Annotated in this window: 11 protein-coding genes; 4 read left to right on the plus strand and 7 right to left on the minus strand. The window is 54.5% G+C overall.

All coding sequences use genetic code 11. The features are described from left to right. Position 1 precedes the first annotated feature (1 nt). Together ytfR and ytfQ are read right to left on the minus strand one after the other, a co-directional pair. Entirely contained in the window at positions 2 to 1,504 is a 1,503-nt protein-coding gene (gene ytfR / locus Y71_RS24440; protein ID WP_007372792.1) for a galactofuranose ABC transporter, ATP-binding protein YtfR, read from the minus strand. A 54-nt stretch (positions 1,505 to 1,558) separates the two neighbouring features. Continuing rightward, on the minus strand, positions 1,559 to 2,515 hold the full coding sequence (ytfQ, locus tag Y71_RS24445; RefSeq protein ID WP_035887016.1) for a galactofuranose ABC transporter substrate-binding protein YtfQ: 957 nt from the start codon (positions 2,513 to 2,515) through the stop codon (positions 1,559 to 1,561). Positions 2,516 to 2,918: 403 nt separating this feature from the next. Between ytfQ and ppa the strand changes: the two genes are divergently transcribed. Then, complete coding sequence (gene ppa / locus Y71_RS24450) at positions 2,919 to 3,449, plus strand: inorganic diphosphatase (protein ID WP_023478348.1); 531 nt, start codon at positions 2,919 to 2,921, stop codon at positions 3,447 to 3,449. 198 nt (positions 3,450 to 3,647) lie between these two features. On the opposite strand, the gene Y71_RS24455 is transcribed toward ppa, so the two are convergent. From Y71_RS24455 to tamA, 3 genes are read right to left on the minus strand one after another with little or no spacing between them, the layout of a single operon-like run. After that, complete coding sequence (locus Y71_RS24455) at positions 3,648 to 3,998, minus strand: gamma-glutamylcyclotransferase family protein (protein WP_035943051.1); 351 nt, start codon at positions 3,996 to 3,998, stop codon at positions 3,648 to 3,650. Between the two features lie 2 nt (positions 3,999 to 4,000). Further along, positions 4,001 to 7,777 (minus strand): autotransporter assembly complex protein TamB, encoded by a 3,777-nt coding sequence (gene tamB / locus Y71_RS24460; protein WP_007372788.1) that lies wholly within the window; start codon positions 7,775 to 7,777, stop codon positions 4,001 to 4,003. Continuing rightward, positions 7,774 to 9,507, minus strand: a complete 1,734-nt coding sequence (gene tamA, locus Y71_RS24465; RefSeq protein ID WP_007372787.1) for an autotransporter assembly complex protein TamA — start codon at positions 9,505 to 9,507, stop codon at positions 7,774 to 7,776. Before tamA ends, tamB begins: the two co-directional genes overlap by 4 nt. A gap of 244 nt (positions 9,508 to 9,751) precedes the next feature. Here tamA and msrA point away from each other — a divergent pair, with 244 nt between their 5' ends. Together msrA and paeA are read left to right on the plus strand one after the other, a co-directional pair. Next, complete coding sequence (gene msrA / locus Y71_RS24470; protein WP_007372786.1) at positions 9,752 to 10,396, plus strand: peptide-methionine (S)-S-oxide reductase MsrA; 645 nt, start codon at positions 9,752 to 9,754, stop codon at positions 10,394 to 10,396. Between the two features lie 179 nt (positions 10,397 to 10,575). After that, on the plus strand, positions 10,576 to 11,913 hold the full coding sequence (gene paeA / locus Y71_RS24475; protein ID WP_007372785.1) for a polyamine export protein PaeA: 1,338 nt from the start codon (positions 10,576 to 10,578) through the stop codon (positions 11,911 to 11,913). 78 nt (positions 11,914 to 11,991) lie between these two features. On the opposite strand, the gene Y71_RS24480 is transcribed toward paeA, so the two are convergent. Continuing rightward, positions 11,992 to 12,198: a DUF1107 domain-containing protein gene (locus tag Y71_RS24480; protein ID WP_003856054.1), complete on the minus strand. Its 207-nt coding sequence runs from the start codon at positions 12,196 to 12,198 to the stop codon at positions 11,992 to 11,994. Between the two features lie 325 nt (positions 12,199 to 12,523). Between Y71_RS24480 and Y71_RS24485 the strand changes: the two genes are divergently transcribed. After that, positions 12,524 to 13,081 (plus strand): YtfJ family protein, encoded by a 558-nt coding sequence (locus Y71_RS24485; RefSeq protein WP_007372784.1) that lies wholly within the window; start codon positions 12,524 to 12,526, stop codon positions 13,079 to 13,081. On the opposite strand, the gene cysQ is transcribed toward Y71_RS24485, so the two are convergent. After that, the gene (gene cysQ, locus Y71_RS24490) at positions 13,071 to 13,811 is read right to left on the minus strand and encodes a 3'(2'),5'-bisphosphate nucleotidase CysQ (protein ID WP_007372783.1); all 741 of its coding nucleotides are present in this window, start codon (positions 13,809 to 13,811) and stop codon (positions 13,071 to 13,073) included. The two genes, Y71_RS24485 and cysQ, sit on opposite strands and share 11 nt — an antisense overlap. Between the last annotated feature and the right edge of the window lie 180 nt (positions 13,812 to 13,991).

The following is a 13,991-nucleotide window of genomic DNA, read 5'->3' on the forward strand; positions in this document are numbered from 1 at the left end:
CTTACGCCGCAATGGCATTCATGATCGCCGGAACCGACAGCTCTGCGAGCGGGATCTCCGCCACCTGTTTGCGATCGCGCATGATAATCACGCGATCCGCATAGCCCACCAGCTCCTCCAGTTCAGAGGAGATAACCAGCAGCGCCAGACCATCGGCGCAGAGGGTTTCAATCAGACGAATGATCTCAGCGTGCGCGCCGACGTCGATACCGCGCGTCGGTTCATCGAGGATCAGAAATTGAGGCCGGGTCAGCAACCAGCGCGAGAGCAACACTTTTTGCTGGTTGCCGCCGGAGAGAAACTCAATCGGCTGCTCAGCGCTCGGCGTGCGGATCCCCAGCTGGCGGATGAAACGTTCGGCAATCGCGTTTTGCTCTTTGCGCGGAATCGGCCGCAGCCAGCCGCGCTGCGCCTGCAACGCCAGCACAATGTTTTCACGGACGGAGGCCGCCGCGATAATGCCGTCGGTTTTGCGATCTTCCGGGCAAAAACCGATCCCCAGGCACGAAGCCTGGTGCGGTGAACGGAGTGTCTGGCTTTTACCTTTGATGATCGCGCTACCGCTGTCGGCGGGTTTGATGCCAAAAATCACTTCGGCGGTTTCAGTGCGCCCGGAACCCAGCAGCCCGGCCAGGCCGACGATTTCGCCGGGGCGAACTTCCAGATCAAACGGCGCGATTACGCCTTTTTTGCCAAAGCCGCTGAACGCCGCAACCGGTTTATCGCTCAGTAGCGTACGACCGGCACGCTGAAGCGCGTTGCTGTCCAGTTCGCGGCCCAGCATCATTTTCACCAGCTCGATTTGCGGCAGCTCACGGGTTTCGCGACAGCCAACAAAACCGCCGTTACGCAGCACGGTAATACGATCGCTAACTTCATAAACCTGATCGAGAAAGTGAGTGACGAAAATCAGGCTGACACCCTGGTCGCGAAGCTGACGCATCAGCGTAAACAGCATCTCCACTTCCTGGGTATCCAGGCTGGCAGTCGGTTCATCGAGGATCAGCACTTTGGCTGACAGATCGATGGCGCGGCAGATCGCGACGATCTGTTGCATCGCCACCGAGAAACGGTTGAGCGGCTCGCGCACATCCAGCGAGAAACCGTAAGATGCCATCAGCTCGGTCGCGCGTTTTTCCATCTCTTTGCGCCGCAGCAAACCAAAACGCCGCGGTTCGCGGCCAATAAATAAGTTATCCGCCACCGACATATTCGGCAGCAGGTTCACTTCCTGGTACACGGTACCGATGCCGAGCTGCTGTGCATGGGCGGTATTTTTGGGGTTGATCTGCTGACCTTCCAGCCAGATAGCCCCTTTATCCGCATGATAAACGCCGGTCAACGCTTTAATCAGCGTTGATTTCCCGGCACCGTTTTCCCCAAGCAGCGCCATGATCTCGCCACGCCGCAGGCTGAAATCCACGTTATCGAGCGCTTTTACGCCGGGAAAGAATTTACTTAAGCCTTCGGTACGCAGGATTTCCTGGTGTGCTTCCGCGTTCATTGTCGACCCCTTAAACCGTTACCCTCTCCCCGCTGGGGAGAGGGTTTTCGCGACTCAGTAACCCATATTTTTCTTTTTCTCCAGCTCCTCTTTTGCCGTATCCGGCAGATAGAGCGTGGATTTGGTGATGGTCAGCTTCGGCGGCAGGGTGCCGTCTTTTTTGAATTTCTCTAACGCGTCGAACGCCGGGCCAGCCATGTTCGGCGTCAGTTCGACGCTGGCGTTGGCTTCGCCGTCAATCATTGCTTTATAGATATCCGGCACGCCGTCGATGGAGCCGGTCAGGATATCTTTGCCCGGTTTCAGGCCCGCTTCTTTGATCGCCTGAATCGCACCAATCACCATGTCATCGTTATGGGCGTAAACCATGCAAATGTTTTTGCCGTTGTTTTCCGCCTTGATGAAGCTCTCCATCACCTCTTTACCCTTACTGCGAGTAAAGTCGCCGGATTGCGAACGGATGATCTTAATGTTGGGGGCTGTAGAAATCGCTTCGGCAAACCCTTTCTTACGATCGATCGCCACGCTGGCACCGACGGTGCCTTGCAGTTCGACGACGTTACACGGTTTGCCAGCCACGGTTTTCACCAGCCATTCGCCAATCAGCTTGCCTTCAAGAATGTTGTTGGCGGTGACGGTGGTCATATAGAGCGATTTATCTTTAACATCGATGGAGCGATCGAGCAGGAACACCGGAATTTTGGCGTCTTTCGCTTCTTTCAGTACCGGCTCCCAGCCCGTTGCCACCACTGGTGCAATAAAGATCGCGTCCACGCCCTGAGCGATAAACGAACGTACGGCTTTGATCTGGTTTTCCTGTTTTTGCTGACCGTCGGCGATTTTCAACGTAATGCCGCGTTTGCTGGCTTCGCTTTTCGCGACGTTGGTTTCAGCGGCTCGCCAGCCGGATTCTGATCCGACCTGCGAAAATCCTACGGTTAAAGGGGCGGCCATCGCCATAGACGACATGGCTGCCGAAACTGCTGTGACAAGAAGTAAGCGCTTCCACATAAGAGCATCCTCGTAGGGTTATTGTTGGCTACAACTTCACCTGCGAGGAAAACTATAGACAAACCGCGATGTAACAGAATGCGTTACATCACAAATCGGAAAAGTGAATGAATTGTTGATTGCCAGTTGAGATCTGGCGCGCGAAATGACGCACTCTTATGTACCCTAAATCCGCTCTTGATCTTACGGAAATTTAACTGTTGCAATGAGGTGAAAAATTACGCTGTAATCGCTTCCACAAAATTATTCAGTATGCTGCTATTGTTATGGATAAAACGGTCATAAAAAGGGAATGCGAAACGCTCTGAAAATGTGTGCGTAAGTTAAAACAGGCCAAGACATTCACCGCCAGTTGGCTATAATACCCGGCACTTGTTTGCCACACATTTTAAAGGAAACAAACATGAGCTTATTGAACGTCCCGGCGGGTAAAGATCTGCCAGAAGATATCTACGTGGTTATCGAAATCCCGGCCAACGCTGACCCGATCAAATACGAAGTTGACAAAGAAAGCGGCGCGCTGTTCGTTGACCGTTTCATGTCCACCGCGATGTTCTATCCGTGCAACTACGGTTACATCAACCACACCCTCTCCCTGGATGGTGACCCGGTTGACGTGCTGGTGCCGACGCCGTACCCGCTGGAGCCAGGCTCTGTGATCCGCTGCCGTCCGGTTGGCGTACTGAAAATGACCGACGAATCCGGCGAAGATGCGAAACTGGTTGCTGTTCCGCACACCAAACTGAGCAAAGAGTACGATCACATTAAAGATGTGAACGACCTGCCGGAACTGCTGAAAGCGCAGATCACCCACTTCTTCGAGCACTACAAAGATCTCGAAAAAGGCAAATGGGTGAAAGTGGACGGCTGGGACAACGCTGAAGCCGCGAAAGCGGAAATCGTTGCTTCCTTCGAACGCGCTGCCAAAAAATAATACGGTTTAATAAAAAAAGCCCCGGTACGCATTATGCGCCCGGGGCTTTTTTTATGGCTGCGCATCGATGAAATGCCTTATCCGACCTGCACAGTGCAACGATCTGTATTAAGCGTTGGTCGGGTGCCAGCAGACGAAAAATTCCTGTGGCCCACAAAAAGAAAAACCGCGCCCTGTGGCGCGGCTCTCTATGACTGATTACTTCTGGTACAGTTCCCTGTCAAGCCAGTTACCGCTTTCAATCAAGGTTCTTCCCTCAACCGAACGCTGGTACACATACATCCAGGCGCTGCCATAAGGCGTCTGGATCAGTTGACGTTTGTATTCGCCCCCTGCGGTACGTAAAGCATCCAGCTCGCCGAGCGTTGCCGCATCGATGCGATAAACTTCGCCCTTCACGTTTCCTTCGCCCGGAACAGCCCCCGGGTAATGCCCCAGACTATACAGCTGATGATTTTCGACGCAAAAGTCCCCCAGCCACTGAGCGTTGGTCATCCAGTGGCTGTTGCCCTGCTTGCGTCGTAAACTGCCGTAGACAAATATTCGCATTGCTAAAACTCAAACTGATAGAGCAAATCTAGTGCCTGATCTACGCCAGACACCGCTTCAAGATACAGCTTAGGCATCAGGCGATAACGTAACGTGAGAGTCGCCAGTGAGTCAAAAATTCCTACACCATATTTGACCTGTAGACCCGGCAGAACATAGCCGCTGACCACCACCTGGGAGGAGTCGCCTACCCCCTGAGTATCCAGCGCCAGATTGCTGACGCCAAATGTCTCGCCGATTTTACCCACAACCTGACCACTTTGTGCAACCCCTAAGCCAATCAGCATAGAAGTCATTGCCGCGCTGTCGCTCTGCTCGCTATCCAGACCCTGCCCGCGCAGCAGATAAGAGAGCGCCTCCTGCTGTGACATCGCCGGATCGGAGAAGATCTCGGCTTTTGGTTCATCGGCCGTACCGGTGACGCGAACCCCGGCGATAACATCGTTTTCGGTTGAGTCCGGATTACGGATCGCCTCAATGTTCAGCAACGGTTGATCCGGCGGACCGGAAAACAGCAGTTCGCCTTTGCGCACAATCAGATCCTGGCCATACGCATGGAAACGCCCTTCCGGGATATTAATTTGCCCGTTCAGCCCCAGACCTTGCTTATCCTGCGCAACTTTCAGGTCGCCGGTCAGCCGCGCTTTCAGACCGAAAGCATCCAGCCGCACGTTATTGCCGACGTGGACAGTCAGATTGCTGTTGATCGGAATCGACGCGCTCTTTGGCTGCTCCGGTTGCAGATCGTTGTTGAGCATCACCTCATCGCTGGAGACGCCCACAGCGCTTTCCGGCAGATCGTGCACCACAATGCGCGCCCACGGCACATCGACATTTCCGTCGAGCGTAAACAAGCTTGGCGTAGCTTCAAATACCACATCCGGCGAGACATCCAGCCGCACCATCGGCGGTACAGTAATGCGTACTTTACTGCCTTTCGCCGCCACGCGCGCGCGCCAGTTATCCAGTTGCCGCCAGTCAGCATCCCCACTGAGGTTGATCTGCCCCTGCCCGGTACGCACCACGCCCTGCAACGTCGAACTCATGCCGTTGAAATTGATCGCCAACTGGCTGGGCTGCATGTCAAATGGCATAAAATTGCCCTCCACATCCAGCCCATTCAGCCCCAGTTGCCCGAACAATTGCGGGCTTTGTGCATTCCCCGCCAGCCGCAGGTTGGCATTCAGCGTCCCTGCCGCTTTCTCGCCGCGGCTAAAGATGGCGTTGGCCATCGCCAGCGAGAAGTTACGGATATTCACATTGCCGCCCAGATTACGTCGGCCCTGCGGATCGGTAATCTGTAGCTGACCATCAAACTGACCGTTGTTCGTCAGGCGAATCAACCAGCCGAGATCGGCACGATTGTTACGGAGCTGCGCATTCAGGTTCAGGGTATCGAACGCCACCGGCAGCGGTGCGCCATTCACCTCCTGGGTGACCTTCACGCCGCGCCCGGAAAGCGTCACCTCGCCCTGCGGCAGGCCCGCTTTGGTGGTGTCCCAACTCACATCCGCCTTACCGCTGAATACGCCGCTCGCTTGTGTGGTATCCGGCATAAACGGTTTCAGCATCGCCAGATCGAAGCGGTTCAGATTCACTACCGCCCGCCCTTCCGCACCTGCATCAATGGTCTGCGGCACGCACAGTTCGGCGTTGGGGTTCAGCCAACAGTGCGGGCCGATAGCGATTTTCTGTTCCAGATTACGGTAATCAAGGGTGATTGGCCGGTTGATCGACCATGGACCAACTGGCGTGGTAAAGCGGGTATCGCTCAGCGTCCCTTTCCAGCGCTGCTGCTGGCGATCGAAGCTTCCGGCCAGATTCAACTGCCCGGAGACCGGCTCGCCCTGCACGCGCAACTGCAACTTGTGCTGCTTTTCGTTGCCGTCGGCATTCAGCGTCACCAGGCTGAGGTTCACGCCCGGTTGGGCGATACGCTCAATGCGCGCGTTGAGTTTCCCGGCGATCTGATCGCTGGACGTAACATCTCCTTCAACGCGAACGCGGGCGACAGACAGCTCCTGCCAGCGCAGCGCATTGGCAGTAATGTCCACCAGCGCTTGCGGCGCATCGACCGTACCGCGCACTTTCACCACGCCTTTCGCCGTTCCACCGAGGCCCGGCAACGCATTATTCAGACCCGGCGCATCAATGTTAGCGTCGAGGTTCAAATCCTTAACCCCCAGCTCGCCTTTGATATCGGCGCTGTTTTTCCCCAGCGCCAGATGCAGGCCTGGGATCGTCCACTGCAAATAGCTGTTGCCCTTCAGTTGCCCGTCAACGCTCACTTTGTTTTGCTTCACGTTGCCGCTGAGCTTCAGCTCCGGCACATCCATCTGCCAGCTCCCGCCGTACAGGCTGCCACGGGTTTTGATCAGGCCGTTCAGTTTTGACGGCCACTCGGGGAAGGCTTTTGCCGTATCAATACCGTTAAGCGTCAGTTCGCCGCGCCAGCTGATCGCCTGCTGCCAGTCGAGCAGCGCTTTCAGCTCGGTTTTCCCCTCCAGCGCGGCGACGGTCAACTTATCAAGGCTGATCTGCTGCGCGTTACCTTTACCGTCCAGCGTGATGGTTGCCGGGGGAATATCCTGTCCTTTCACCGCCGTACGGAACGACAGTGCGTAATCGGTCATTTTGCCGGAAAAGGTCAGTCTGGTATCGTCCGCCTGGAACTGTTTTGTCCCGGTAAACGGCCAGTAAAGTTGCTGGCTCGTCAACTCAAGGTTGAGCGGCAATCCCGCTTCGGCAAGCTGCGTTTGCGCCCGTAAAACCATATCAACCGGGCCGGAGAGATTCACGCCAACCTCAAGCTGCTTACGCATTTCGCCGCCGACTTTCAGCTTCACCTTCTCACCCTTCAGCGGATCGATATTCAGCGTGCTGTTGAGGGTGATATCCACCGGCCAGTTATCATGCAGTTGCGCGCTGCCGGTGGCGTTGACCGTACCCTGGCTGGAGTCGATATCCAGCGCATCAAGCTTCATCTGTCCGTCGATGCTGCTGACTTTCAACAGCAGGCTACTGACCAGAAGATCGGTGTCGCCGGTCAGACGCAACTGTTCGCCGCGGAACTCCTCAATATTGAGGTTCAACGGCAGGTGCACATCGGTCATTTCCGGCAGCAGCGGTTTGTCAAACAGCGCTTTCAGCGTTTCGCCCAGCGGTTTTTCCTGCGGCTGCGGGTTCTGGATCTTCGGCTCCACCACCTCTTTTTGCGCGACATCGGCCACTTTCGGCAGCGCAATTAGCAACCCTTTCAGCGAGGTCGGCGTTAGCGTCAGGTTCTTTTCTTGCCAGTTCAGCCCGGTGCTGAAATCCATCACCGATACCGTGGTGTCATCGATTTTGATGTTTACATTGTTCAGCGCCACCCGGCTTAAGGTAATCGGATAGGGCGTGGAGAGATTCAGCGGCCCGCTCTCCTCTTCCTTTACGGGCGCGCTCTGCGGCATCTGTTTGCTGTCGATGGCGACGTTAATCTCTTTCAGCGACAGATCGTTGACGCACAGGCTGCTGTTACGCAGGCAACCCAGTTTGACCGCAAGGTGGATCTCCCCGGCCTTAACTGCCACGCCAGGCTGCGTGTAGCGCAGGTTTTTCAGCGTCAGATCGCGCCAGCCGCCGGTAACCTGGCCGATTTCCAGCCCCGGCACCCAGCGGTTCGCTGCGTTAAACAGCAGATGCAGCCCGCTGGTAGTACCCACCAGAAAGGCTACGGTTGCCAGCAGCAGCAGGATAAACACCAGTACGCCGAGGCTGATTTTCTTCCATAAACTCATAATTCTGGCCCCAGACCGATGTAAAACTGTAATCCGTGTTCATCTTTGTCGCCGACCGGCACGGCGAAATCGAGCTTGATAGGCCCAACCGGCGACTCCCAGCGCACACCAACGCCGGTCCCGGTTTTAAAATCGCTGCGCCGGATGTCGCTGACCGCTTCGCCGCTGTCAACGAATACGGCGCCCCACCATTTCCCGGTCACGTTGTACTGGTACTCCAGCGAACCGGTCGCCAGCTTGGATGCCCCGATCAGCTTGCCGTCATCATCTCTCGGCGCGATGGATTTGTATTTGTAACCGCGAATACTGCGATCGCCCCCGGCGAAGAAGCGCAGATCCGGCGGTACGCGGTTGAAATCACCGGTTTCGATCCAGCCGAGATTGCCGCGCGCCACAAAGCGGTGGCGATCGTAAAGCGTGCGGATCCAGACGTTTTGCGCCTGCAACACGAGGAAATCGACATCCGATCCCCAGGCGGTGTTGGAGTAATCGACCGAGTAGCGTTGCGAGTCGCCCCAGGTCGGCATCAGGCCGCCGCGCGAGCGGGTCCGGCTGATCATCACGCCGGGATAGAGCAGCATGGTGGTGTTGGTGACGCTGGCCTGCGTAAAGTGGTCGAGGCTCCAGCGCAGGTTAATCGCCCGCTGCCAGCCGCTGGAGAGATCCCAATAGCGCGACAGCGCAAGCGTGGTGGAATCCGCTTCAGTATCATTCAGATCGGTACGTTTAAAGCCGCCCTGCACCAGATAATATTGTTCCAGCGGGTTTTTCAGCAGCGGCATTTTATAGCTGAAATCAAGTTGCTGTTCAGGCGCTGAGACGCTCATGCTGGTGGTCAGGCTGTGACCGTAAGAGTTCATCCACGGCTTTTTCCACGTCGCTTTAACCCGCGGCCCTACATCGGTAGAGTAACCAACCCCCGTTTCGATGGTGTTTTCCGTACGTGGTGACACCACGCCTTTCAGCGGCAGCACTTTGGTCTTACGCGCTTTATCAAATTCCGGAGCAACCACAACAGAGTTAAACCAGCCGGTGGCGGACAAACGACGGTTCAGCTCCGCCAGATCCTGGGTCTGGTAGTAATCCCCTTCATGAAACGGGACGAGGTTTTGCAGATATTCATCGCGAATTTGCGAACCTTCAAAGGTCACCGCGCCAAAGCGGTAACGCTGGCCGCTGTCGTAGTCGATATCCCAGAAGGCCTGGTGGCGATCGAGCGCGACGCCAAGCTGGCTTTTAATGAACTGGCTGTCAAAGTAGCCTTTGCGCAGCGCCACACTGGTGAGGGATTTTTTGAAATTGTCGTAATCGTTATGGTGCAGCACAGTGCCAATAGCGGGACGCTTTTTGAGCAGCGCCAGGTAATCGCGGTCGTCACGTGCGCCGCCGCGCAGGATCACATTGGTGCCGCCAATCAACACCGGTTCGCCCGCAGAGACGCGGGCAATCAATACCTGGCGCCCTTTTGCTGGCGGCGGCCGCAGTTCGAAATCAATGGTAGGTTCGTAGTAGCCTAAGGCTTTCAACCCTTCGCGGATAGCATCATCAACACGTGCCTGAAAACGCCGATCCGGCGTCACTTCATCACTCTGGATAGTGGACAACTGAGCGCGCACGTTTTTTTGCAGTTCGCCCGTTAATCCCTCCAGTTGTAATCGTACATTCGCGGCAAAAGCCGTTTCACTCGCCAGCAACAAACCGGTAAAACATAAAAGACGGATCTTTGGCACGTTCTCTCCTGAATATCCTTGTTCCCACCTCTGGAAGGAAACGTAAGCGCAACTCCGCGCTGAGCCTGGTAGGCTTTTATGCAGAACACAGGCTGATAAAAACCCGCTAATGCAGGTTGAAAAACGGACGGCTAGCCCAAAATTTCTTATGTTTAAATCTAGCCTGATTTGTGATGTTTATTGTGTTAAAACACACGCCGCAACACAACCCTAACCGCAATTACTCTCGCCGGGAGGTATCACCGTGAGCTTTTTCAATAAAAAAGACCTTGTTTCTCAGTCAGATGCATTGCCCGGACGCAATACACCCATGCCAGTCGCCAGTTTACACGCTGTTAACGAGCATTCAATGAGCCATGTTCCGGAAGGTATGGAGATTGCGCTGTTTGCTATGGGCTGTTTCTGGGGCGTAGAGCGCCTGTTCTGGCAGTTACCGGGCGTCTACAGCACCGCTGCGGGTTACACCGGCGGCTATACGCCAAACCCGACCTACCGTGAAGTGTGCACCGGACAGACCGGCCATGCCGAAGCTGTGCGCGTGGTATACGACCCGAAAGTGGTGAGCTACGAGCAGCTGTTGCAGATGTTCTGGGAAAACCACGATCCGGCACAGGGAATGCGTCAGGGTAACGATCTTGGCACCCAGTACCGCTCCGCGATCTACCCGCTGACGCCAGAGCAAAACGCCGCAGCGCGCGCCAGCCTTGAACGCTTCCAGGCGGCCATGCGCAGCGCCGGAGATGCGCGAACCGTCACCACGGAGATCAAATCCGCAACGCCGTTCTACTACGCGGAAGATGAGCACCAACAGTATCTGTATAAAAACCCGCATGGATACTGCGGTATCGGTGGGATTGGGGTTTGTTTACCGCCGCAGCTTAACCCGTAAAACCATAAGGAAATTCTCAGGCAATTCGGCGAAAATTAAGCCTCTGGCAGCTTGCGACAGGCTTACGCTATACTACCCCTCGAAATTGCCGGCTCACCGCTTCGGGCCGGCTTTCATTGTGTTTACCACATGGATATTCAAAACCCCTTCCGAGGATCCGGTTAACAGCTGGATAAATTATGTTAAACAGCATCTTAGTCATACTCTGTCTGATCGCGGTAAGTGCGTTTTTCTCGTTGTCAGAGATTTCACTCGCCGCATCGCGAAAAATTAAGCTCAAACTGCTTGCCGATGAAGGCAACATCAACGCGCAACGCATTCTGAAAATGCAGGAAACGCCCGGCACCTTCTTTACGGTGGTGCAAATTGGCCTTAACGCCGTCGCCATTCTTGGCGGTATCGTCGGCGATGCGGCCTTCTCGCCCGTTTTTCACAGCATGTTGATCAACGTGGTTTCCCCGGAGCTGGCCGAACAGCTCAGCTTTATTATCTCCTTCTCGCTGGTGACCGGGCTGTTTATCCTGTTCGCCGACCTGACACCGAAACGCATCGGTATGATTGCGCCCGAAGCCGTGGCTTTGCGTATCATCAACCCGATGCGCTTCTGCTTGTTCGTTTTCCGCCCGCTGGTCTGGTTCTTCAACGGCCTGGCCAACGTCATCTTCCGCATTTTCAAACTGCCGATGGCGCGCAAAGACGACATCACCTCCGACGATATTTATGCCGTTGTGGAAGCCGGTGCTTTAGCCGGGGTGCTGCGTAAACAGGAACATGAACTGATTGAGAACGTGTTTGAGCTGGAGTCACGCACCGTGCCGTCGTCAATGACTTCACGCGAAAACGTGATTTGGTTCGATCTGCATGAAGATGAGCAGAGCCTGAAAAACAAAGTCTCCGAACATCCGCATTCTAAATTTCTGGTCTGTAATGGTGATATCGACCATATTGTCGGCTATGTCGATTCCAAAGATTTGCTCAACCGCGTGCTGGCGAATCAAAGCATGGCGCTCAACAGCGGCGTGCAGATCCGCAACACGCTGATCGTGCCGGACACCTTAACCCTGTCGGAAGCGCTGGAAAGTTTCAAAACCGCCGGTGAGGACTTCGCGGTGATCATGAACGAATACGCGCTGGTGGTCGGGGTTATCACCCTTAATGACGTGATGACCACGCTGATGGGCGATCTGATCGGCCAGGGGCTGGAAGAGATGATTGTCGCCCGTGATGAAAACTCATGGCTGATAGATGGCGGCACGCCGATTGATGACGTGATGCGCGTGCTGGATATCGATGAATTCCCGCAGTCCGGCAACTATGAAACCATCGGCGGTTTTATGATGTTTATGCTGCGTAAGATCCCGAAGCGCACCGATGCGGTGAAATTCTCCGGCTACAAGTTTGAGGTGGTGGATATCGATAACTATCGCATCGATCAGCTGCTGGTTACCCGTATCGACACTCGCGCGGCGGTGCTGACACCGAAGCTACCCGACGCGGAAGATAAAGGCGCGGCATAATCGCCTGCAGAAATATCAACGGCCCCTGTGGGGCCGTTTTTTTTAGTACTTAAACTACTGCATAGCACAACGGGTTGGTTAAGCCATCTCAGTTTGCAGACGCATAACCTGACGGTTGACTTCGGACATCACAGACAGATGCTGTTTGTCCTTCACTTTCGGGATAAGGATCTTACCCTTATCGAACTCGAAAGCGCCAACGTCCTTGATATACAACCGTCCACGGAACAGGATTTTTACGTACTTAGCCACCTGAAGTGGGTTGTAACGCTGGAAAATTTTCATTCTTGTTTCTCCTGTAAAGCATTACGCCCTTGCGGTACCACAATCGGACCAGCGTTGATGAGCGCAAATTTTAATGCTCAATGACTATAGTTCAGAACCTCACTCATACATAGTGTGAATAACTTTATTTACCTTTTGATGACAATTATTCAGAATATTCTTTTCAGTCCCTTAATCTGCGCAGTATAAAGCCACTTTTTTTCACAGATATGTGCGTCCGCCCGCAAACTGGCATCCTGCTTGCGGGAAAAACATATCGATCGCACTTATGATTAAAACCGTAATTCAAGTGGTCGGATCACCTGCATAACGATAAGGAAACACCATGACCCTACGTTCTATCCTGGCAGCGACATGCCTGTTACTGCCGCTGATGGCTTCAGCCCATAACTTCGAAACCAATCAGCGCGTGCCGCCTGTGGGCATTGCCGACAGAGGGGAGTTGATTCTTGATAATGAAAAGTTTAGCTATAAAAACTGGAACAGCGCCCAGCTTCCAGGCAAAGTGCGGGTTGTACAGCATATTGCTGGTCGCACCTCCGCTAAAGAGAAGAATGCCGGGCTGATTGAAGCGATCAAAGCCGCAAATCTGCCCCATGACCGCTATCAAACCACCACCATCGTCAACACCGATGATGCCATTCCGGGCAGCGCTATGTTTGTGCGCAGCAGCATTGAGAGCAACAAGAAGCTCTATCCTTGGTCGCAATTTATTGTCGATAGCGAAGGCGTGACGCGCAAAGCGTGGCAACTGGACGAAGAGAGTTCTGCGATTATCGTGCTGGATAAAGAAGGCCGCGTGCAGTTTGCTAAAGACGGTGGGTTGAGCCAGCAAGAAGTGCAGCAGGTGATCGACCTGCTGCACAAGTTACTCAGTAAATAGAGACCCGAAAGCCGGGGTTGAGGAAGGATTCACGCGGGGTGTAATCCAGTGCACGCCCCTGCCAGTCGTGAACATGCGCCCCGGCGGCTACCGCAACAGCATGCCCTGCCGCCGTATCCCAGACGCTGGTTGGCCCGAAACGCGGATAGAGCTGCGCTTTCCCCTCCGCAACCAGGCAGAACTTCAGCGATGAACCAATCGCCGTAGTTTGATGTTCGCCTAACTGCTGCAAATACTCTTTCAGTTCATCGTCGGCATGGGAGCGGCTCACTACGACCAGCGGCGGACGCGCATCGCGCACCTGAATCTGCTGGTGATGCCCCGCTTCTTCCTTCCACGCTTTGCCTTCAGCGGCAGAGTACATCACTTTCAGTACCGGCGCGTAGACCACGCCCAGCACCGGTTTTCCCTTTTCAATCAAGGCGATATTGACAGTGAACTCGCCGTTACGTTTGATAAACTCTTTGGTGCCGTCCAGCGGATCCACCAGCCAGTAGCGTCCCCATGTCTGGCGGATTTCCCACGCGGGTGGATCCTCTTCCGAGAGCACCGGAATATCCGGTGTCAGCGCCTGCAAACCGCGCACAATCACGCCATGGGCCGCAATATCTGCGGCGGTTACCGGGGAATCATCGACCTTGCTGGTGACCTCCATCGGTTTGTGACCATCATATACCTGCATAATGGCGTCACCCGCTTCCCGCGCGAGTTGGCAAATTGCATCTAACATATCCACCTCTTATCTGTTCAGTGGTTTGTAACTCGTTGTTTTACTTATATCGCATTGCACCGGAATCCGCCATCTGTGATAGCGATTGCGTTTTCTTTGCTCACTTTTATGGCAGTATTCACAGTTCTGTAAGCAACAAAATGTACATAACAATTTCTTTTGTGGCTTAGATCGAAAAAG

It is taken from the genome of Kosakonia radicincitans DSM 16656 (genome assembly GCF_000280495.2).
GTDB classification, from domain to species: domain Bacteria; phylum Pseudomonadota; class Gammaproteobacteria; order Enterobacterales; family Enterobacteriaceae; genus Kosakonia; species Kosakonia radicincitans.